At 65.7% G+C, this 20,928-nt stretch carries 16 protein-coding genes and 3 pseudogenes; 10 read left to right on the forward strand and 9 right to left on the reverse strand.

All coding sequences use genetic code 11. From position 1 onward, the window contains the following. Positions 1 to 39 precede the first annotated feature (39 nt). Complete coding sequence (locus ABIB26_RS04570; protein WP_354240005.1) at positions 40 to 1,395, reverse strand: APC family permease; 1,356 nt, start codon at positions 1,393 to 1,395, stop codon at positions 40 to 42. Positions 1,396 to 1,404: 9 nt separating this feature from the next. After that, on the reverse strand, positions 1,405 to 2,283 hold the full coding sequence (locus ABIB26_RS04575) for a carbon-nitrogen hydrolase family protein (RefSeq protein ID WP_354240007.1): 879 nt from the start codon (positions 2,281 to 2,283) through the stop codon (positions 1,405 to 1,407). Between the two features lie 94 nt (positions 2,284 to 2,377). On the opposite strand from ABIB26_RS04575, the gene ABIB26_RS04580 reads away from it, so the two are divergent. After that, a complete protein-coding gene (locus tag ABIB26_RS04580) occupies positions 2,378 to 3,142 on the forward strand; it encodes a FadR/GntR family transcriptional regulator (RefSeq protein ID WP_354240009.1) in 765 nt (254 codons plus the stop codon). A gap of 86 nt (positions 3,143 to 3,228) precedes the next feature. After that, on the forward strand, positions 3,229 to 3,867 hold the full coding sequence (locus tag ABIB26_RS04585; RefSeq protein WP_354240011.1) for a DUF8548 family protein: 639 nt from the start codon (positions 3,229 to 3,231) through the stop codon (positions 3,865 to 3,867). A gap of 111 nt (positions 3,868 to 3,978) precedes the next feature. Here the strand turns inward: ABIB26_RS04585 and ABIB26_RS04590 are convergent, their stop codons facing one another. Next, on the reverse strand, positions 3,979 to 4,359 hold the full coding sequence (locus tag ABIB26_RS04590) for a VOC family protein (protein WP_354240013.1): 381 nt from the start codon (positions 4,357 to 4,359) through the stop codon (positions 3,979 to 3,981). A 262-nt stretch (positions 4,360 to 4,621) separates the two neighbouring features. Between ABIB26_RS04590 and ABIB26_RS04595 the strand changes: the two are divergent. Next, a pseudogene (locus ABIB26_RS04595) lies at positions 4,622 to 5,155 on the forward strand (MFS transporter); the annotation flags it as partial. On the opposite strand, the gene ABIB26_RS04600 reads toward ABIB26_RS04595, so the two are convergent. After that, entirely contained in the window at positions 5,129 to 6,136 is a 1,008-nt protein-coding gene (locus ABIB26_RS04600) for a squalene cyclase (protein WP_354240017.1), read from the reverse strand. The pseudogene ABIB26_RS04595 and the gene ABIB26_RS04600 sit on opposite strands and share 27 nt — an antisense overlap. A gap of 319 nt (positions 6,137 to 6,455) precedes the next feature. Between ABIB26_RS04600 and ABIB26_RS04605 the strand changes: the two genes are divergently transcribed. Then, complete coding sequence (locus ABIB26_RS04605) at positions 6,456 to 7,205, forward strand: ArsR/SmtB family transcription factor (RefSeq protein ID WP_354240019.1); 750 nt, start codon at positions 6,456 to 6,458, stop codon at positions 7,203 to 7,205. Between the two features lie 118 nt (positions 7,206 to 7,323). On the opposite strand, the gene ABIB26_RS04610 is transcribed toward ABIB26_RS04605, so the two are convergent. Continuing rightward, positions 7,324 to 8,124, reverse strand: a complete 801-nt coding sequence (locus ABIB26_RS04610; RefSeq protein ID WP_354240416.1) for an acyl-CoA dehydrogenase family protein — start codon at positions 8,122 to 8,124, stop codon at positions 7,324 to 7,326. Here ABIB26_RS04610 and ABIB26_RS04615 point away from each other — a divergent pair. The 6 genes and pseudogenes from ABIB26_RS04615 to ABIB26_RS04640 all read left to right on the forward strand — a co-directional run. Beyond that, positions 8,091 to 8,800 (forward strand): annotated as a pseudogene (locus tag ABIB26_RS04615) (AAA family ATPase); the annotation flags it as partial. The gene ABIB26_RS04610 and the pseudogene ABIB26_RS04615 sit on opposite strands and share 34 nt — an antisense overlap. 621 nt (positions 8,801 to 9,421) lie before the next feature. After that, a pseudogene (locus ABIB26_RS04620) lies at positions 9,422 to 11,178 on the forward strand (glycerol-3-phosphate dehydrogenase/oxidase). Positions 11,179 to 11,343: 165 nt separating this feature from the next. Continuing rightward, on the forward strand, positions 11,344 to 12,093 hold the full coding sequence (locus ABIB26_RS04625) for an MIP/aquaporin family protein (protein WP_354240021.1): 750 nt from the start codon (positions 11,344 to 11,346) through the stop codon (positions 12,091 to 12,093). Between the two features lie 47 nt (positions 12,094 to 12,140). Continuing rightward, positions 12,141 to 13,658 carry a glycerol kinase GlpK gene (gene glpK, locus ABIB26_RS04630; RefSeq protein ID WP_354240418.1) on the forward strand — a complete coding sequence of 506 codons (1,518 nt, stop codon included), beginning with the start codon at positions 12,141 to 12,143 and terminating at the stop codon, positions 13,656 to 13,658. 223 nt (positions 13,659 to 13,881) lie between these two features. Continuing rightward, entirely contained in the window at positions 13,882 to 14,919 is a 1,038-nt protein-coding gene (glpX, locus tag ABIB26_RS04635; protein ID WP_354240023.1) for a class II fructose-bisphosphatase, read from the forward strand. Positions 14,920 to 15,223: 304 nt separating this feature from the next. Beyond that, entirely contained in the window at positions 15,224 to 16,420 is a 1,197-nt protein-coding gene (locus ABIB26_RS04640; protein WP_354240025.1) for an aminotransferase class V-fold PLP-dependent enzyme, read from the forward strand. A gap of 40 nt (positions 16,421 to 16,460) precedes the next feature. Here ABIB26_RS04640 and egtD read toward each other — a convergent pair whose 3' ends face one another. Genes egtD through egtA form a run of 4 tightly spaced genes read right to left on the reverse strand, consistent with a single transcriptional unit; the run spans position 16,461 to position 20,879 of the window. After that, entirely contained in the window at positions 16,461 to 17,447 is a 987-nt protein-coding gene (egtD, locus tag ABIB26_RS04645) for an L-histidine N(alpha)-methyltransferase (protein ID WP_354240026.1), read from the reverse strand. Beyond that, complete coding sequence (gene egtC / locus ABIB26_RS04650) at positions 17,444 to 18,208, reverse strand: ergothioneine biosynthesis protein EgtC (protein WP_354240028.1); 765 nt, start codon at positions 18,206 to 18,208, stop codon at positions 17,444 to 17,446. The genes egtD and egtC overlap by 4 nt, the downstream gene beginning before the upstream one ends. Positions 18,209 to 18,211: 3 nt before the next feature. Beyond that, entirely contained in the window at positions 18,212 to 19,585 is a 1,374-nt protein-coding gene (gene egtB / locus ABIB26_RS04655; RefSeq protein ID WP_354240030.1) for an ergothioneine biosynthesis protein EgtB, read from the reverse strand. Further along, positions 19,575 to 20,879: an ergothioneine biosynthesis glutamate--cysteine ligase EgtA gene (egtA, locus tag ABIB26_RS04660; protein ID WP_354240032.1), complete on the reverse strand. Its 1,305-nt coding sequence runs from the start codon at positions 20,877 to 20,879 to the stop codon at positions 19,575 to 19,577. The genes egtB and egtA overlap by 11 nt, the downstream gene beginning before the upstream one ends. Between the last annotated feature and the right edge of the window lie 49 nt (positions 20,880 to 20,928).

A 20,928-nucleotide genomic window follows, 5' to 3' on the forward strand; every position in this document is an offset into this window, starting at 1 on the left:
CGGCGGCCGGGTCAGGCGGCCCAGACTCAGGCGTCCAGCTCAGGCGGCCGCCTCCACGGTCGCCTTTTCCGTGGCCGTCATTTCCGGCGGTGCCGCTTTGAAACCGCGGGTGATCAGGGCCAGGACCACTATGCCAAGCACCAGCCACGACAATCCCAGCGTAATGGCGTTGCTGTCCAGCTGTGAGAGCAGGTACGCGCAGACGATGGCTCCGACAACCGGGACCACCACGTAGGACACAGGGTTCAGCTGGTTCCCGGCACGGCGCTGGCGCACATAGTGGAAGACCACGGAGGCGTTGACCAGCGTGAAGGCGGTGAAGGCACCGAAGTTGATGAACGAGGTGGAGGTGGCAACGTCCAGGAAGATCGCGATCAGGCCCACGATGCCGGTGACGATCAGGTTGACCACCGGCGTGTGGAACTTCGCGCTGAGCCGGCCGAAGACCGCCTTGGGCAGAACGGAATCCCGGCCCATCGCATACAGCAGGCGCGAGGCGCTGGCCTGCGCGGCAAGGCCGGAAGCGAACTGCGCCACCACCAGCCCGGCAAGGAACACAGCACCGAACAGCTGCCCGCCGATCTGCAGTGCAATGGAGCTGGCCGCGGAGGCCGAGTCCTCGAACACCCCGCCGGGGTGGACAAGCTGGGTCACGTACGACACGGTCACAAAGATGCCGCCGCCGATCAGGGCGATGAGCATGATGGCGCGGGGCATGTTCTTGCGCGGTTCGATGGTCTCCTCGGTGAGGGTGGTGACGGCGTCGAACCCCAGGAACGAGTAGGCGGCGATGGCCGCACCGGCGGAGATGGTGGCGAAGCTGGACGTGTCGTTGAAGAACGGCTGGGTGCTGGCCAGGCCGCCGGCGCCCGAGGTGGACACCACGTTGCCGATGGACAGCGCCACAAAGAACACGATCACCAGCAGCTGGAACGCCATCAGCACGTAGTTGGCCTTGTCCGCCACCTTGATGCCCAGGATGTTCAGCACCGTGGTGATGAGGATGAAGCCCACGATCCAGAGTCCGATCGGGATTCCGGGGAACTGGGCGCTCAGGTACGAGCCGCCGATGAGCCAGATGACCATCGGCAGGAACAGGTAGTCCAGCAGGATGGCCCAGCCGACCAGGAAGCCCACCCTGGGATCGATGGACCGGCGGACGTAGGTGTAGGCGGAACCGGCCACGGGATACGCGACGGCCATCCGGCCGTAGCTGTGCGCCGTGAACAGCATGGCGACCATGGCCACCAGGTACGCGGCCGGCGATGCGCCGTCCGTGGTTTCGGCGATGATGCCGAAGATCCCCAGGACGATCAGCGGGGTCAGGTACGCCAGTCCGAACAGGACCAGGGAGGGCAGCTTCAGCGTGCGGGTGAGGGTGGGTGATGTTGTCACGGTTTTTCCTTAGGCGTTGAAAGACTGGGGAGCCCAGGTGGCCGGACTGATCCGGCCCTGGTACACGGGCAGTTCGACGGCGTCCTCGCCGTCGCGGAACTGGGACCAGGGGCGGTTGAGGTTTTCGGTGCCGTGGGTTCTGACGTGTTCGACGGCGGCAAGGTCCAGTTCCGCCGTGAGCAGCACCGGGGCGTCGTCGAGGGCCTCGGCGAGGGTGTTGCCCTCCGGGTCCACGATGATGCTCAGGCCTTTGCCGGTGGGACCGGCACAGTTGACGCTGACCACAAAGACCTGGTTCACGATGGCGTTGGCCTTGGCGAGCACCAGCTCCTGCCGGCGGTCCGGCGTCGTGGTCTTCACGACGTTGAGGATGACCTCGGCCCCCATCCAGGCGAGCTGGCGTGAGACCTCCGGGAACCACGCGTCGTAGCAGATGTTCAGGCCCACCCTGCCGACGCCGGCCAGGTCCACGGTGGTGAACCGGTCGCCAGGGTCGTAGGGCTCGAAGGGGCGCCAGGGGAAAACCTTCCGGTAATAGCCGGCAAGCTCTCCCTCCGGGGACAGGACCAGCTGGGTGTTGAACAGCTGCCCTTCGGGGCCGCGCTCGCACACGCTGCCCGGCACCAGCCAGATGCCCAGGTCCGCGGCAAGCTGCCGGAGCTCCTTGACCCGGGGGCCGTCCAGCGGCTCGGCGGAGGCCTGGAGCACTTCGGTGCGCTGCTGGTCGGGGTGGGAATCCCCGAACAGGTGCAGCTCCGGAAAGACCACCAGCCTGCTGTGCGGCTGGACGGCGAGGGCGGCTGTGACCTCGTCCGCGAATGCCGAGACGGGTTCACCGATGAGCCGGGGCCGGGCCTGGGCCGCGATGAGGGGAAGGGTGCGTTGCATGGTGTTCTCCACGTTGAGGATGTGATCTGCACTATATTAGATCAGAATGATCCAATTATGGGAAGGGGCGGGGATGGGCCGTAAAGTAGCGGTTATGACCCGTCAGTTGGAGGACACCGCCGACACTTCGCCCATCGGCGCCGGCAGGCTGGCCGGAATCGACCGCCGAAGCGCCATCGACGCCGTCCGGCTGCGGATCGGCATGGCGATTTCGCTGGGGCTGCTGAAACCCGGCGAACGCCTGCCCGATCAGGAGGACGTGGCCCTGGGCCTGTCGGTCAGCCCGATCACCGCCCGCCGCGCGCTGGCGAGCCTGGCCGAACAGGGCGTGGTGGTCCGCCGCCGCGGCCGGGGCGGCGGAACGTTCGTGGCCGACGAGCCCCCACGGAGCGTTCTGGCTGAACTCTCGGCATCACCGGCCGAGTCCCGGGCCGTGAACCGGCTGGTAGACCGGAGGCTGCTCTTCGAATGCGCCGTAACGCACTACGCGGCGCTCAACGCCACGGCTGAACAGCTGGATGAGCTCGACCGGCTGACCCACGACATGGCCGAATCCACGGACTGGTCCGACTACCACCAGGCAGACGAGCGGTTCCACCAACTGGTGGGCACCGCCTCGGGGCTGCGCACCGCCGTCGAGGCCTACCACGAGACGCTGGCCGAGCTCTATGCCTACTTCATCCCCTACCCGATCGAGCTACTGCACAAATCAAACTGCGACCACGTCGCATTGGTGGCAGCGCTGCGTGCCGGCGACGTCCCGGAAGCCGTGGAGGTCTCGCGAAAGCACGTGGACATCCTGCACCGGACGATGTTCATGGGCCTCACGGACGGCGGGGCCACCTCCACCCCTGCCTGATGCCGCACCTCCAGCGCACCCCCATGTTCGATCGTCTGGATTGTGGCAGCGCTCCGAGGCCGTTGTTTACGTGCAAGTATTCACTTATGACTATCGATGGCGACACCGCCAAACTCCTAGCCTTCATGGACTCCCACGGCATCGACGCCTCGACTGAGGTTAGCCGTGGGTGGGCTTCCATCGGAGCGATTATTGTCGATGCCTCCTTGCAGCGACGGCAAAATTACCAGGCGACCGTGAAGCCGCGCGTTGACGCTCTTCTTGTCGCATGGCCAGATGCCAGAACAACAAGTGGGTTCCGGAAACGTCTTGCTACGGGAACCCTCTCGGAAGTCATCGATTGGCCATCCCCGGGCCGTCTTGCTCAGATAGACGACTTAACATGCGTGTTTGAGGATCAGGGCATCGAAACTGTAGAGGAACTCCGAGCCAGACTCACTGACCCAGCAAGAAGGCCGGTTCTTCGTGATGCCCTCGCAGCTGTACGTCATGTGAGCCCTAAGACGCTGGATTACATCGACGTTCTCAGTGGACTCTCAACGGGAGTGACTACTGATGCGCGGATACGGAGAGTGGCCGAGGCCGCCGGGATCGAGGACACGTCGTACGCCAACATGTCGGCCGTGATCCGCGCTGCTGCAGACTCACGAGGGTGGCGCGCTGAGGACCTGGACGCTGCGCTGTGGCACTTCGGTATTGAGAGCGATCCGGCATCATCCACCTGAGGACTGTACAACCGTGAGCGGGCGGCGAGCACCGGCGTCGTGCTTTGTCTTTCTGAACGCCGCATCCCAGCTGTAGTGGTGCTCGCCGCACTGCTCCGCGTCTGGTCCGGGCTACGCCCGCTGGGAGATGTTGAGAATGTTGCCCTCGCTGTCCAGGAACCAGGCGGACTTCCCCCATCCCGCGGTGGCAATGCCGTCCTCCGTCTTCAACCCGGGCTGGTCGTAATCCTCAAAGACGACACCGCGGCCCCGCAGCTCCTCGACGTCACGCTCCAGATCGTCCGTGCCCCAGCCCATTTGGGTGTTCTTCGCGGTTCCTGCATTCTCTGTCTGGTAAACCAAGAAGCCCGTCCCGTTGCCGCAGCGGTACATCACGCTTTCGGCCTCCATGGATTCGGAGGGTTCGATTCCCATCTTGTCCCGGTAGAACTCCTTCGCCCTGTTGATGTCCTTCGCGGGGAGGACAGCCATGATGTCTGAATCCTTGAGCATGATGATTCCTTCCGTGCAGTGATGTGTCGCATTGATGGCGACGTTCTCCCCCGGATTCGGTCCCGAACGTCCCTGTCCGGGGCCGCGTGGCCGCCCGTTCCGCCAAGTACCGGGGCGGCCACCTGGGACTCTGCAACGCCCCGCCAGCAATCATCGTCGCGAGGGTCCCCGAAGCTTATGGGGCCATTATGGAACCGATTTGTGCCTACTGAAATAGGGGATTCTGTCGCCTTTCTGAGGTGTGCGGAACTTCCGCGTCCTAAGCATCACCCTCTCCCTCACCTTGCTGGGAGCCTCCGGACTGGTGGGTATCTGGATCGCCGGCATCACCGTGGACATGCGGCCGCGCCGTTCACTGCTGATCACGACGGCGATCATCGCCGCCGCATTCCTCCTCCTGCCCGTGGGTGGGGTCACCGTCCCCGGCGCCTTGGTGCTGATGGCGGTCTGGGGAGCTGCCTTCGGCGCGATCGGCATCTACAACCAGTCCGCCATCCTCCGTGCCGGCAAGGAGTACCGAGAAGCCGCCAACGGCCTCACGGTGCTGACCATCCAGCTGGGGATCACCATCGGCGCGCTCTACGGCGCGGCCGCCCTCACCACGGCGGGGCCGCTGCTGGTGCCGGTAGCTGCTGCGGTGCCCGTCGTCGTCGCACTCGTTATTGTGGTGACCGGGCGCAAGCACGCCTACCCGCCCGGGCCGAAAGAGCCCGGGCATGTGACAGCGGAACAGAAAACAGTGGAGCAGCAAACGGCGGTGGACGCCCCTTCAGACTTTGCGCGAGCGGACACTTAAGGCCCGCTCGCTCGCCCCGTCCCACCAGGCGAGCACGCGCGTGCCGTAGAACGTAAGCCACTTGGACGGCTCGCCTGGGGCAACGTCCACGCGGAACCACACCCTTCCGGGATGGCGACGCTCCTGCAGCCACGTGCCGTCGGGGCGGCGGGCGGCACGTATCGCCTCGATCGCGTCGGCAAGCCGCGGATCAGGCGCCGCACCATCGTGCAGCGCCGCAGCCCGGAAGTAGTCGGCCGCGTTGAGCATGCTGTAGTACCAACGGAACGGGTACGCGAATCGCGTCACCCACGGCCCGACGAGCTCGCCTGTGGACAGGGTGCGGAGCAGTCGGCGCTGGAGCAGGTACTCCTCGCCGGCTCGACGGGCTGCGAGCAGCACATCGCTGCCGCCGGTCGCGGCTTCGTAGTACAACAGGCCCCTAAGGGAGTTAAGCGTGGAATGGAACGACGAGCGGGTTGAGCCCTCGACCCACTCGCAGTTCCAGCCGCCGTCGGCCAAGCGGTGGTCCACGAACCACTGGGCCATTCCGGAGACATCCGCCCCGAGCCACGCGCCGTTGGCGAGCGTGTAGGCGTTGATGCAGCAGTCGACCTCACCACGCCAGTACGGCAGGTCGCCATACTCCCAGCGGCTGTTCGCGGCGAGCAGGTCGGCGGTGCCGGCGAGGGCGGCTGCATCGATGCCCCAGTCACGGAGCGTGTTGAGCGTCCACGTCGTAGCGGTCCATGGCTGCCCCGCCCCCTCGGCTGCCTCGGGGCCGCGGAAGTCGAAGCCGCTCGGGAAGAACGCCCCGCCCGCCCACTGGCCGTCGGGATCCTGCAGCGCGAGCAGCCGCGCCCCGAACCCTTCCGTCGCGATGCGGGCACGGGTCGCGCCCCACACCTCACTCGGGGCGCCCACTAGGTCGCGCTCGACCTGCCAGCGCAGCGCCGGGTCGGCGTCAAGCAACCAGTCGAGCAGAGCGGGGTCCAGAGCCATCGTCGGCAGGCTACCACGGTTCCCCCAACGGGGAAGGCCTGCGAAGCGTTAGCCGGTGACGGCAATGCCGGTCAGCAGCGGGGTTCCAGTCAGGCGATCTGCCGCCCGTGCAGCGAAGTGTTCAACATCTGCACAATGACACGATGCACCAGCACTACGATCGTTAGCCGGTGATTCTTTCGGCCTGACGCCTGGGGATCGGGAGTGCAATTTGCGGAAGTTCGATTCACGCAGCCTGCCCTCGCTCGAGCTGCAGCGGCAGGTGGAGTGCGTCAATGAACCCTAGACATGTGACCATTTAGTCACCTATCCTAGAACCGTGGACGCCGTATTCAAGGCCCTGGCCGACCCCACCCGCCGTGACCTCCTGGACGAGCTTTTCAGGGAAGACGGGCAGACCCTGCACGCGCTCGAGGCCCGCTTCGACATGACCCGTTACGGCGTCATGAAGCACCTGAAGCAGCTGGAGGAAGCCGGCCTGGTGGTCACCCGCCGTCGGGGCCGCGAGAAGCTCCACTTCCTGAATCCGGTGCCCATCCGCCTGGTCCACGACCGCTGGGTCAGCAAATACGCAGAACCATGGGCCGCTGCCCTCAGCGACCTCAAAACCCGATTGGAAAGTCCCATGGAAAAGATCTTCGAAATCTATATCAAGACCACTCCGGAGCGGCTCTGGGAAGCCATCACGGACAGCGAGATCCGCAGCAAATACCAGTTCGGCAGCGTCATCACATCGGACTGGACGCCGGGGTCCCGGTTCGAGATGGCGCCCAAGGGCGGGGATCTCCTGGGCGAAGGCGAAAACATCGAGGTGGACCCGCCCCGCAAACTCGTCCAGACCATGCGCGCGCTCTGGGGCGAGGACGTCAAGGCCGAGGGCACCTCCCGCATCACCTGGGAGATCGAACCGGTGGGCGATTCCTGCCACCTCACCGTCACGCACGATCAGCTCCGCGAAGGTGCCAACGACCAGCTCTACGGCGGCTGGCCGATGATCCTCTCCGGCCTGAAGACCTGGCTGGAAACCGGGGAACTGCTGACCACGCCCGGCTCGCTCATGTACACCTGACAGCGCCCGGCGCACCCAAGATGTGGCGCCGCCGTCGTAATTCCCGACGCCGGCCGCTGGCCAGTTGCCGGGCGGCCGGTGGCACCCGTCTTATGTTCCGGAGGGCCGCCGCCCCGCCTCAGTAGGACCGCGGCAAACCCAGGACCTTCGTGGCGACGAAGCTCTTGATCAGGTTGTTGTTGACCGGCGCCACCTGGAACATGCGGGTCTCGCGGAACTTGCGTCCGACGTCGTATTCGTCAACAAAGCCATAGCCGCCGTGGGTGTCCAGGCAGGCATTGGCGGCCGCCCAGCTGGCCTCCGACGCAAGGTGTTTGGCCATATTGGCCTCCGCGCCGCAGGGCTCGCCGGCATCGAAGAGCCGCGCCGCCTCGTACCGCATCATGTCCGCGGCCCGGACCTTCATGTACGCATCGGTGATGGGGAACTGCACGCCCTGGTTGGCGCCGATCTTCCGGCCGAACACTTCACGGCTGTTGGCGTAGTCCACACCCCGCCGCGTGAACCAGTAGCCATCGCCGATGGCCTCGGACGCGAGCAGGATGCGTTCGGCGTTCCAGCCGTCGATGACGTAGCGGAAGTTGGTCGCGTAATTGAACATGGTGCGGACCTTGACCACCTTGAGCGTGTCCGGCTGTTCCGCACGGACCTGGCGCAGATCCACCAGGAACAGCGTCAGGCCGTGGGTCTTGTCGGAGCCCTTGCCGTCCGGCTTCTCGGACGTGCGCGCCAGCACCAAGGCGAGGTCGGATTCCTCGATCCGGCTGGTCCAGCCCTTGTGGCCGGTGATGATGAAATCGTCGCCGTCGCGCACGGCTGCGGTCTCGATGCTGGTGGTGTCCGAGCCGGCCTTGTCCTCGGTGATGGAGAAGGCCTGCAGCCGCAGCAGGCATCGGCAAAACGCTCTCCGCGCGACGATATGCCAATTGGGCCAAAGCCGAAGATCTCCTGGACCGGTGGGGTCCGCGTGCCGATACCGATGCGCAGGTCCATGCGGGCCTGGCCAGGAGACGAACCGTTTTCTACACCCCCGCCGTCCTCACCACACCCAAACAAATGCATGCCGAGCTCGAGCACATCAGCACCCGCGTATCGATCTGTGTGGACCAGCACCTGGAAAAAATCGGTAAAAAGACGGGCCCTCCTACCCGGACAGGCAAGCACGTCGAACTGCTGATCATTGACGAATCCGAGCGGCTCAGCGCCACAGCCTTGGAGCTGCTTCGGGACCGCTACGACCGGAACAACACCGCCCTGATTCTCATCGGTATGCCCGGCATTGAAAATGGTTCAGCCGTTACGCCCAGCTCTACAGCCGGATCGGATTCGCCCATGAATACCGTCCACTCGCCCAGGAAGAACTGCATTTCGTCCTGGAACGCCGATGGCAGAAACTCGGGCACGCGCTGGATCCCGAGGATTTCACCGACGCGCAGGCCATCGCAGCGATAGCGCGCATCACCCGCGGGAACTTCCGCCTCGTCGACAGGCTCTTCACCCAAATTGAGCGCATCATGAAAATCAACGAACTGGGCACCATCACCGACGACGTCGTTGAAGCAGCACGATCCACCCTCGTCATCGGCATCAGCTGAACCGCCAAACGAACCTGCGAAATAACCGCCAAACGAAGTTAACAGTCACAGGTTAAGTGACAAGTTCAGGTTCCATCCCTAATTGTGTTCAAGTCGTCACACAAACGAACGTATTGCGCGACATCCCCGGCATCAGTTTGTCGCAACGTGACCGGGCTTTGTCGCTGGTTGGTCCTGCGAAAATTCGCACCGCAAGTACCCGCATCGTCTTTGGAACGGACCGGCGGTGGCAGCGGGTTGCGCGATGCCAAGTCCGGCAGGTGCCGACGGCCATGCGCTGGTACGGGGTGTCCGGCGCCGGTACAACGTGCATGTCCGTCCGGAACTCAGGCCGGATCGGTCCAGCCCCCAGGAGCGGAGGTCGGCAGGTGCCTGGTGATGGCTTCAGATCCTGCAGGCAATATATCCGTGCCGCGCGGAAAAAATCCCCGGTTTCCGGGGCCAGCGGACGTGCCGGGGCGGTCCAGCGTCGCGCCACGGCCTCTCCCGCGGACGGGGAAACTGCCGGCATCCTCAGTTTTGCACGTTTGTGCAGAACGCTTGAACATATTCCCGCTTTGTTCGAAGAATGAAATATGAAGGCGCCTCAGGGTGCGAAGGACAAGCTGCAAGGGAGCAACTTTGAGCAAGCATGAATCCACCGGTGACCGCAGGCCCGTCTCTTCCCGGGCCACGGTTGAGAGTCTGCGTGAACGCCCCCGGGCGAAGGTGCTGATCATCGGCGGGGGCATCAACGGGGTCGGCACCTTCCGGGACCTGGCGCTGCAGGGCGTGGATGTGGCCCTGGTGGAACGCGGGGACTACTGCCAGGGTGCGAGCGGCGCCTCGTCTCATATGATCCACGGCGGGATCCGCTACCTTGAAAACGGCGAATTCCCCTCGTCAAGGAATCCGTCACCGAACGCAACCGGCTCCTCAGGCTCGCCCCGCACTATGTTAAACCGCTGAAAACCACCATTCCGATCTTCAGCACCTTCTCCGGCGTGCTGGCCGCCCCGCTGCGGTTCCTGACCCACAAACAGCACGGCACACCCAAGGAACGGGGGGCCTTCCTGATCAAAATCGGACTCAGCCTGTATGACTCCTTCTCCAGGGACGGCGGCGCCGTCCCGCGGCACGAGTTCAAGGGACGCGCCAAGGCACTGCAGGAACTTCCCCATCTCAATCCAGGCGTAAAATACACGGCCACCTACTTCGACGCGTCCGTGCACAACCCTGAGCGGCTCACCCTGGATGTCCTGCAGGACGGACAGAAGGCCGCCGGCTCCGGCAATGACACCGCCCGCGCCGCCAATTACGTCAGCGTCACCGGCATCGGTAATAACGGTGTCCAGCTCCGTGACGAACTCACCGGGGAGACGTTCTCCTTCACGGCCGATGTGATCGTGAACACGACCGGGGCCTGGGTCGACCTGACCAATGAGGCGCTGGGCTCGCCCTCCCTGTTCATGGGAGGGACCAAGGGATCCCATATCGTGCTGGATCACCCCGCACTGTTCGACGCCTGCCAAGGCAGCGAAATCTTCTTTGAACACACGGACGGAAGGATCGTCCTGATTTACCCCATGGGGGACCGTGTCCTGGTCGGCACCACGGACATCCGCGCGGACATGGACGAGGACGCCGTCTGCACCGACGAGGAGATCACATACTTTTTCGACCTGATCAAACACGTCTTCCCTGACATCAGGATCACCCGCGAGAGCATCGTGTACAGCTTCGCCGGCGTCCGACCGCTCCCGCGTGACGATGCCGAGCACCCCGGATTCGTCTCCCGCGATTACCGCATTGAACGCCGCGACCGTGAAATCGCCGGCACCAACGTTCCGGTCCTGAGTCTTGTCGGCGGCAAATGGACCACCTTCCGTGCCCTGTCCGAGCATATGACCAACGATGTCCTGACGATCCTTGGTCACAAACGGAAGATCTCCACCGCCAAGCTTCCCATCGGCGGCGGAACTGACTTCCCGGCTACCGAGACCGACATCCAGGCCTGGATCACACAGCACGTGTCCGATGATCTGGACGCCGCCCGCGTCGAAGGACTTCTGACCCGCTACGGCACCCGTGCAACCGACGTCATCACGTACCTCACCGCCGGCGAGGACCGCGTCCTGCACTCGACCCGCGAGCTGAGCCTGCGCGAAATCGAGTTCATGGTCCGGCACGAGCAGATCGGACACCTGATCGATGTCCTCATCCGGCGCACATCCCTGGCCTTCCGGGGCATGGTCACCGCCGAACTCCTCACCGAGCTGGCCCAGGCCCTCGCGGGACCGCTCGGCTGGGATACGGCCCGGATGGCCCAGGAAATCACGCACGCACAAGACGTGCTGCAGCGTTTCCACGGGGTCCCGGTACAAAGCCAGATTTCCTGACGCACAGCAAGGCCACCATCAAAAAGCCGGACCGCAGCTTTGGCGCGGATCCGGACCCGCACAGCGGGCCGGCGGGGCGGAACGACGCCTGTCGCAGGGCCCGCCCCCCGACCGCCGGTCATCACCCGAGACCGGCCAAAAACAGAACAATAAGAGGAGTCAAAGATGTCTCTTGGAATTATCTTCCTGTCCGAAATATTCGGCACAGCGATGCTGACGCTGCTCGGCTGCGGTGTCGTCGCCAACGTTGCCCTGAAGGGAACGAAGGGAAACAACGGCGGGTTTCTGACGGTCACCTGGGGCTGGGGCATCGCCGTCTTCGCCGGTGTGTTCATCGCAGCCAAATCCGGTGCACACCTCAACCCGGCCGTCACGCTGGGTCTGATCCTTAACGGCAAGAAGGAATTCGTCCCCGGCATCCCGGTTGATTTCCTGTCGACCATCACCTATTTCGGCGGAGAACTGACCGGCGCCTTCCTGGGCGCCGTCGTCTGCTGGCTGGCGCACAAGCAGCACTTCGACGCGGAGCCTCTGGCAGCCAGCAAACTGGCGGTGTTCTCCACCGGCCCGGCCATCCGCTCCACCGGCTGGAATCTCGTCACCGAAATCATCGGCACCTTCGTCCTGGTCTTCGTCATCCTGACCTTCGGCGGCACGCCCTCCGGACTCGGACCGCTGGCGGTGGCCCTGCTGGTGGTCGGTATCGGTGTTTCCCTCGGCGGCCCCACCGGCTACGCCATCAACCCGGTCCGTGACCTAGGACCACGCATCGCACATGCCCTGCTCCCGATCAAGGGCAAGGGCAAAAGCGACTGGTCCTACTCGTGGATTCCCGTCGTCGGCTCCCTGGCCGGCGGAGGGCTGGCCGGCATCGTTGCCGCTGCTGCGCCCATTGTATTCGCCGCCGCACCGTAACCGCGGCGCACCCGAACACCGTCATTCACTAAGACAAGGACGTCATGATGAAGCAGTATGTAATTGCAATCGATCAGGGCACGACCAGCAGCCGTGCCATTATTTTTGACCACAGCGGCAATATCATCTCCAGCGGTCAGAAAGAACACGAACAAATCTTTCCCCGGGCCGGCTGGGTCGAACACGACCCCGTCGAAATCTGGGACAACATCCGCGAGGTCATCGGCTCAGCGTTGTCCAAGGCCAACCTGACCAGCCACGACATCGCCGCCCTGGGCGTCACGAACCAGCGTGAAACCGCCGTCGTCTGGGACAAGACGACCGGGCGTCCGGTGTATAACGCCATCGTGTGGCAGGATACCCGCACCCAGGACATCGTCGACGAGCTGGCAAGGTACGGCGGCGTGGACCGTTTCAAGAAGCAGGTCGGCCTGCCGCTGGCCACCTACTTCTCCGGCACCAAGATCAAATGGATTCTGGACAACGTCCAGGGTGCGCGGGCCAAGGCCGAAGCAGGGGACCTGCTCTTCGGCACCACCGACTCCTGGGTGATCTGGAATCTGACCGGAGGCAGCACCGACGGCGGTATTCACATCACCGACGTCACCAACGCGTCCCGGACCCTGTTCATGGACCTGGAAACACTGCAATGGGACAACAGCATCCTTGAGGCGTTTGATGTGCCCAGGTCCATGATGCCCGAAATCAGGTCCTCTTCCGAGGTCTACGGCACCGTCCACCACTCCCAGCTGCTGGGCGGAGTTCCTGTGGCCGGCATCCTTGGGGACCAGCAGGCAGCCACCTTCGGCCAGGCCGCGTTCGGCAGGGGCGAGACCAAAAACACCTATGGCACCGGGTGCTTCCTGATCTTCAACACCGGCGAAGAGATCGTTCACTCCAGCAACGGCCTGTTGACCACGCTCGGCTACAAGCTGGGCGATGAGAAGCCGCACTACGCGCTGGAAGGATCCATTGCCGTCACCGGATCGCTGATCCAGTGGCTGCGGGACAACCTGGGCCTGATCGATTCCGCCCCGGAGGTTGAGGCCCTGGCCGCGTCGGTGCCGGACAACGGCGGCGCCTACTTCGTACCGGCGTTCTCCGGCCTCTTCGCACCCTACTGGCGTCCGGATGCCCGGGGCGCCCTGGTCGGGCTGACCCGTTTTGTCACCAGGGCACACATTGCCCGGGCGGCACTGGAAGCCACCGCGTTCCAGACCCGCGAGGTGCTGGAGGCCGTCAACGCGGACAGCGGGGTGTCGCTAACCGAGCTGAAGGTTGACGGCGGCATGGTCGCCAACGAGGCCCTCATGCAGTTCCAGGCCGACATCCTCGGTGTGGCCGTGGTACGGCCCAGGATCGTTGAAACCACGGCGCTCGGTGCCGCCTATGCGGCTGGCCTGGCCATCGGCTTCTGGAAAGACCTCGGAGAGCTCACCGCCAACTGGGGCGAGGACAAGCGCTGGACACCGAAAATGGACGACGCCGAGCGTTTCCGCCAGCTCCGTCTCTGGAAAAAGGCCGTCACCAAGTCCATGGACTGGGTAGACGAGGATGTGAAGTAGGGCCCATCGCCCCCGCCAGACAGCGGCGGCGGCCGGGAGCCTATTGCGTGCAGGTGGCGCCTGCGGGCCGCCACCTGCGCGCCCCGCGCCCGGAACCGGCCCGATGGCCGGGCGCTCCAGTGTTGCCAAGGCTTCCGGCAACGGCCCCGCCCCCACAGGAACACAGATCCGCCGCACGCTGACCGCCACGCATCCCCCACTACCGTTCAAGAATGAGGTCGCTATGTCTGACGCTTCCAGATCAACCCGCTATTCAATCCTGTCCCCGGCGCTGGCCGTGGGCGACGACGAACCCGACCGGAACCTGGCGCTGGAACTCGTCCGCGTGACCGAAGCGGCCGCCATTGCCGGTGGCCACTGGGTCGGATTCGGCGACAAAAACAAGGCCGACGGCGCTGCCGTGGACGCCATGCGTTCCCTGCTGTCCACCGTCCATTTCAACGGCGTCGTCGTCATCGGTGAAGGCGAAAAGGACGAAGCCCCCATGCTGTACAACGGTGAGCACGTCGGTGACGGCACCGGCCCCGAATGTGACGTCGCCGTGGACCCCATCGACGGAACCCGTCTGGCTGCCCTCGGCATCAACAACGCCCTCGCCGTCCTCGCCGTGGCCGAGCGCGGCACCATGTTCGATCCCTCCGCCGTCTTCTACATGGAGAAGCTGGTCACCGGGCCGGAAGCCGCGGACGTCGTGGACCTGCGGCTGCCGGTCAAGCAGAACCTGCACCTCATCGCCAAGGCCAAGGGCGTCAAAATCAACCAGCTCAACGTCATGATCCTGGACCGCGACCGCCACCGCGGGCTGGTGGAGGAAATCCGCGAGGCCGGTGCCCGAACCAAGTTCATCATGGACGGCGACGTCGCCGGCGCGATCGCGGCCGCGCGCTCCGGTACCGGGGTCGACGCCCTCATGGGAATCGGCGGAACGCCGGAAGGCATCGTGACAGCCTGTGCCATCAAGACGCTCGGCGGCGTGATCCAGGGCCGGCTGTGGCCGACTAACGATGACGAGAAGCAGAAGGCCATCGACGCTGGCCATGACCTGGACCGGGTCCTTTCCACCGACGACCTCGTCACCGGCGACAACTGCTACTTCGCGGCCACCGGCATCACCGACGGCGACCTCCTCCGCGGTGTCCGCTACGCCAAGGACAAGGTGCTGACCCAGTCGATCGTGATGCGGTCCAAATCAGGCACCGTCCGCTTCGTCGACGGCGAACACCAGGCCCACAAGTGGGAATCCTATTCCCGCCAGAGCTAACCGCTGAACCTCAGTGGTGTCGCGCGGGACAACGTCGTCGGGGCGGGAGTCTACAAATTGTGTGTGGTTACCTCAGCACCTCCGCCCGGTGACGCGCCGTGCTGCGGGCCAGCCTGAAGGGCTGCGCAAGGTCGTCCCGCTACCTGGGCGCAGCCTGAAGGGCTGCGCAAGGTCGTCCCGCTACCTGGGCGACGAGACTTGCGCGGCAGCGACACGACCAGCATGCGCCCCGCGCTCCTGGCCCGGGCGTCCTTGCGGCAGGGGTCCGGACACTTCCCGACCTTGTTGCGGGAGGATGTAGTCTATGTCAATTGATGTCGAGGCGGCACGCAGGCAGACCCGCGGTGTCCTGAGCGTGACCCATCTGAACAATGCGGGAAGTTCGCTGGTCCCCGGTCCTGTCGTGGACACTGTGGTGGGTCATTTACGCCGCGAGGAGGAGATCGGCGGCTATGAAGCGGCGGAAGAGGCTGCTGATCGGCTGGAGGGCGTGTACTCCTCGGTGGCGCGGCTGATCGGGGCCGGGCCGGACGAGATAGCCCTGGCCGAGAACGGCAGCCGCGCCTGGGCGATGGCGGTGTACAGCTTCCCCTTTGTCCCCCGGACGCGGCTGCTGATGGGCCGCACCGAGTATGCCGGCAACGTCATTGCGCTGCGGCAGCTTGCGCGCCGCCACAACCTGGAGATTGTGATGCTCGACGACGATCCCCACGGCCAGGTTGACGTGGAGCACCTCCAGCGGGAGCTGGAGCGCGGAAACGTGGCCATGGTGGCCCTGACCCATGTGCCCATGGCCAACGGCCTGGTAAATCCCGCGGCGGAGGTGGGCCGGCGGTGCCGCGCCGCCGGGGTGATGTTCGTGCTCGACGCATGCCAGTCGGTGGGCCAGATGCCGTTGGACGTGCAGGCATTGGGCTGCGACGTGCTCGCGGGAACGGGACGGAAGTTTCTGCGCGGACCGCGCGGCACCGCGTTCCTCTATGTGCGCGCCTCGGTCCTGGAACGGCTTGAGCCGGCCATGCTGGACGGGCATTCCGCCGTTCCGGCCGGCGCCGCGGGCTTTGAAGTTCGCGGCGATGCCCGGCGGTTCGAGAGCTGGGAGGCCAGTGCCGCCGGAAGGCTGGGCCTGGGGCGGGCAGTCGATTACGCCCTGGCCCTGGGCCTGGACGCGGTGCAGGAGCGTGTGGCCGGGCTCGCGGAGCAGCTGCGGTCCGAGCTGGCGGCGGTTCCCGCAGTCACTGTCCACGACCGCGGGATCACCCGGTGCGGCATCGTCACGTTTTCGGTGAAGGGAAGCGATGCCGGGAACATCAGGACCCGGCTGGCGGACCGCCGGATCAATGTCTCCGTGGCACCCCTGACCTCCGCCCAGGCCGACTCCGTCCCGGCCGACTCCGTCCGAACGGGGACACCACAGGGGCCGGAAATGGTGGTGCGCGCCTCGGTGCACTACTACAACACCGAGGCGGAGATCCAGCGGCTGGTCGGCTTCCTTCAGTGAACATCCTGGACCCCCTGGCGGTGTCCGTCCGCCGCCCGGCCTAGACGGCTTCGGCCAGGGTCATCGCGTATCGGTCCTGCCGGTCGGTCCACTGCCCGGCGACGGAGAACCCGGCCGATTCCAGCTCTTCGACCACGCCCTCGAGGCGGAACTTGGCCGAAATCTCCGTCCGCAGTTCCTCCCCCTCGTGGAACCGCACGTCCATGCCGACCCCCGGCAGGCGCACCAGCATTGGCCTGCTGGCGCGCAGCCGCATCTCGATCCACTCCTCCTGGGGCATCCACACCGCCACATGCTCAAACGCCATCACGTCGAAATCGGCGCCCAGCTCGGTATTGAGGACACGCAGCACGTTGCGGTTAAAGTCGGCGGTGACCCCCTCAGCGTCGGCGTAGGCCGGGACTAGCACGTGCGGTGACTTCACCAGATCCGTGCCAAGCAGCAGCGAACCGCCGTCGTCGCCCAGCAACTCGCGGACGTCGGTGAGGAAGCGGGCCCTGGCGGCCGGCTCAAAATTGCCGATGGTGCCGCCCAGGAACGCGACCATGCGGCGTCCCGCCCGCGGAAGCAGGTGCAGCTGGGTCTCGAAGTCCGCTGCCACGGCCTGAAGTTCAAGGCCGGGAAAGGCAGGAGCCAATTCGTTTCGGGCATCCAGCAGTGCGCTGTCGCTGACATCCACGGCAACGTAGCGGCGGAGGGATCCCGCTTCTTTCAGGGCATTGAGCAGCAACGGGGTCTTCCGGGAAGACCCGGACCCGAGCTCGATCAGCGTCTCTGCCGGGCAGGTGACCGCCATCTCTGCGGCAAAGAGTTCCAGCACTTCACGTTCCGCCCGCGTCGGGTAGTACTCCGGCAGGTCTGTGATCCGCTCAAACAGTTCGCTGCCCAGCTTGTCATAGAACCACTTGGGCGGCAGCGTTTTCGGCGACGCGGTGAGCCCTGCGCGCACATCGGCGCGCAGGCTGCGTCCCAGGTGGTCCGGGGGCAGGTGGTGGATGATGTCGGGGCGATCGGCGGAGAGGCTCATGGGGCCACCTGTTCCTTCGTGAGGTTGGGAATCGGACGGATGTCGACGTGGCTTGCGGTGGCGGTCAGCAGGCAGTTGTCCGGCACCTCATGCCAGCCCGGGCCGTCGTCGTAGGGTTCACTGGCCACCACCACATTCCCGGGGCCTGCCCGCCAAAAAAGGGTATCCCCGGCGGCCGTGGCCGCGATGCCCGTGCCGTCGGTGAGGAGAAAGTTCAGCCTGCCGCCGGTGACGGCGGCGACAGTGCTGACCACCTGCGTCAGCGCATCCCCGGCCGAGTCCCCTGCGGCGAGCCGTTCCAGGACCAGGGCCCAGAGCAGGGCGGAGTCCACCTGGGCTTCAAGTGCCAGCAGACGGGCCGGCGGAAGTGCAGCGGCCAGATCTTCCAAGGCACCCGGCCAGCCCTCGACGCGGCCGTTGTGGCTGAAGAGCCAGGGCCCGTACGTATAGGGGGCCGCGGCTGACTCCTCCTGCGTCATCCCCGGTGTCGCTGACCGGACGGCCGCGAGGACGGCCCCGCTGTGGGTGACCCTGGCGACGTCGGCGAAGGACCTGTCCGCCCAGATCGGTATGGCCCGGCGGTACCGGGCCGGCAGAGGATCCCCCGGGGCATACCATCCGACGCCGAAACCATCGGCGTTAACTTTCCCGTTCCGCTGATGCCTGGGCGCCCAGGACTGCCTTAACAGCCCGTAGGCGGGCGTGAGCAGCAGCTCCGCCAGCGGCATCGGGGACCCGAGATAGGCGAGATGGCGGCACACGGGCTAACGCACCTCGGCCGGGACGGCGTCGCGTGCTGTGCGGAAGCCGGCAAAGATTTGCCGGCGGATGGGGTAGTCCCAATTCCGGAATGTCCCCCGGCACGCGGCCGGGTCCGCCGCCCAGGAGCCTCCCCGCAGCACCTTGTAGTCAGACCCGAAAAACACTTCGCTGTATTCCTGATACGGGAACGCGCTGAATCCGGGGTAGGGGCGGAAGTCACTGGAGACCCATTCCCAGACATCACCGATGAGCTGGCGCACTCCCAGCGGCGACGCCCCGCCCGGATAGGAGCCTGCGGGCGAAGGCCGGAGGGCCGATCCGCCCAGGTTCGCGTGATGGGGTGCGGGATCCTCATCCCCCCACGGGTAGCGCCGCGAACGCCCGGACCGGGGATCATGACGGGCAGCCTTTTCCCACTCCGCCTCGGTGGGAAGCCGGCGCCCGGCCCAGCGGGCGTACGCGTCCGCTTCAAACCAGCACACGTGCTGCACCGGTTCACGGTCCGGCACCGGTTCAACGACGCCGAACCTGGTCCGGATCCACCGGTCACCGTCGCGTTCCCAGTACTTGGGCGCCACCAGCCCGGCTTCCCTGACATGGTTCCATCCCGGGGCGGTCCACCAGCGCGGGTTGCGGTAGCCGCCGTCGTCGATGAAGCACCGGTAGTCACCGTTGGTCACCGGAACGGTGTCGATCCAGTAGTCCGGCACGTCCACCGCGTGGGCTGGACGCTCGTTGTCCAGTGCCCACGGCTCCACCGAGGTCCCCATCATGAACGTCCCCGCAGGGACCAGCACCTCCTTCGCCAGAGCGGGCCGGTCCGTGGACCGGTCCGTGGTCCGGTCCGTGGCCAGCACAGCCGCCGCCAACGGCCGGGCCCGCAGGACCGGCACGCCGACGCGGAGCTGGTGCGTGGCCAGCATCGTCTCGTCGTGCTGCTGCTCGTGCTGGATGATCATCCCGAAGGCGAAGCCCCGATCCACCAGCGGCGAGCCTTCCAAAGGGGTCCGGTCCAGGATATCGAGCGCTTTGGCACGGACCTGGGCAATGTACTTCCGGGACTCCTCCGGCGAGAGCAACGGCAGCGAGGGACGGGCGCTGCGGGGATGCTGGAACGCGTCGTACATCTGGTCGAGGTCGCACCGCAGCGGCTCCATTTTGCCGACGTCGCGCACCAGCCAGAGTTCCTCCTGGCTGCCGACATGCGCCAAGTCCCAGACCAGCGGTGACATCAGCGGTGAGTGCTGCTTCAGCAGATCCTCGTCGTCGCACTCGGTCAGCGCGTGCGTGCGATTCCGGGCCCTTTCCAGCCCGTCGGCGATGAAGGCCCTGAGAGTGTCCGGGCCGGTGCCGGCCCCGGGAAGGTTATCTGGCATTTTCGCGATCCTCCTCGTACTTTGACTCGTACTCTGACGGACCAAAATAGCTGCCGGTTCGTTGCCAGCGGTCCAGCCGCTCCTCCGCAGGGCACCGGCCCCGCGCCGTATAGCGGTCAACGAACTCTTCCGCCCGGGTGCGCGTGGCGGCGTCAGCTCCCAACCGGGGCAATGCCATCAGCGCGGCCTCGGCGCAGCCGAGGGCCGCCGAGGCGAGCAACGGATCCGCCAGCGCGTAACGGGCCGCGGTCCTGATCGGATCGGCCAGGGAAGCAACCGGGGCGCAGGCCTCGGCGGCGAGGCCGGCCGCGTGTTCATCGTCCATGAGCGCGGTCACCAGGGCCGTGACCGGCTCCCAGTCGCTGCCTGCCTGGGCGTCGATCACCCTGATCTCCAGGAACCCCCGTGGCCGGACCGGCGGGAACAGGGTTGTCAGGTGGTACTCCAGGTCAGCCAGCGTGGCGGGCCGCGGGCCTTCCCCGCGGAGCCAGTTCCGCATCGTCAGCCCGCGCGGAGCATCCCATGACGCATCCTCCGAGGGTATGCACAGCACCAGCGCGTCGAGGGCGTACCGTGCCCAGGCCAGGCGCGGGTCCGACGAGGAGGGGATCGTGGCGGTCCGCGTGGGATCGGTGCTCAGCCAGATACGCTGCCGGTTGCTGTGCCAGCCGCTCGGGATGCCGTGAAGGAACGGGGAATTGGCAAACATGGCCACGAGGACCGGCAGGAGATGGTGCAGCCGCGCCCAACGTTGCGCCGCGCCGCTGGGCCCGGGATGGTCGAATCCGGCCTCCAGCGAAATCTGCAGGGAAGCCGTGGAACACATCATCGTTCGTCCGGCGGGGCCGGAGCGGTCGAAATGGCGCTCCATGGCGGCATACCGCGGGTGATCCAATGACCGCACCGGTGGCCGGCCAGCGTCCAGAGCCACCGGGCCGAAGCAAAGGCCGGCATCCGCCAGCAGGGCCTCAACGGCTGCAAGGTCCGCGCGGGTCGCCGTGACGAGAGCGGGTAGACCAGGCGCGCAGGCTGAGCTGATTTCCAGCTGACCGCCGGGCTCAAAGGTGACCAGTCCCCCGCCCGGCAGCGGTCCCTCGGCTGCCGCCATGGCGTCGCTGACCCGTGCAACCGGGACCGGAAAATGCGGATTCGAGACGTCGTGGACCAACCGCTCTACCTCCACCCCGGCAGCACCCGGCGGCCCGGTCTTAAAGCACACGGAGGCAACGTACACCTCGGCGTCGGACTCGGAGAGCGGGCGGATGTCACGCCCGGGCAGCCATGCAGAGCTCACGCCACACCATTCCTTCCGCGGCGGTTATCTTCCGGCAGCAAGCTAAACA

This window comes from Arthrobacter sp. UYEF20 (genome assembly GCF_040546335.1).
GTDB lineage: Bacteria > Actinomycetota > Actinomycetes > Actinomycetales > Micrococcaceae > Arthrobacter.

Coding starts and splice junctions, on each gene's coding strand:
- ABIB26_RS04575 (WP_354240007.1), bottom strand. CDS start 2,283: ATGCAACGCACCCTTCCCCTCATCGCGGCCCAGGCCCGGCCCCGGCTC.
- ABIB26_RS04580 (WP_354240009.1), top strand. CDS start 2,378: ATGACCCGTCAGTTGGAGGACACCGCCGACACTTCGCCCATCGGCGCC.
- ABIB26_RS04585 (WP_354240011.1), top strand. CDS start 3,229: ATGACTATCGATGGCGACACCGCCAAACTCCTAGCCTTCATGGACTCC.
- ABIB26_RS04590 (WP_354240013.1), bottom strand. CDS start 4,359: ATGCTCAAGGATTCAGACATCATGGCTGTCCTCCCCGCGAAGGACATC.
- ABIB26_RS04600 (WP_354240017.1), bottom strand. CDS start 6,136: ATGGCTCTGGACCCCGCTCTGCTCGACTGGTTGCTTGACGCCGACCCG.
- ABIB26_RS04625 (WP_354240021.1), top strand. CDS start 11,344: ATGTCTCTTGGAATTATCTTCCTGTCCGAAATATTCGGCACAGCGATG.
- glpK (WP_354240418.1), top strand. CDS start 12,141: ATGAAGCAGTATGTAATTGCAATCGATCAGGGCACGACCAGCAGCCGT.
- glpX (WP_354240023.1), top strand. CDS start 13,882: ATGTCTGACGCTTCCAGATCAACCCGCTATTCAATCCTGTCCCCGGCG.
- ABIB26_RS04640 (WP_354240025.1), top strand. CDS start 15,224: ATGTCAATTGATGTCGAGGCGGCACGCAGGCAGACCCGCGGTGTCCTG.
- egtD (WP_354240026.1), bottom strand. CDS start 17,447: ATGAGCCTCTCCGCCGATCGCCCCGACATCATCCACCACCTGCCCCCG.
- egtB (WP_354240030.1), bottom strand. CDS start 19,585: ATGCCAGATAACCTTCCCGGGGCCGGCACCGGCCCGGACACTCTCAGG.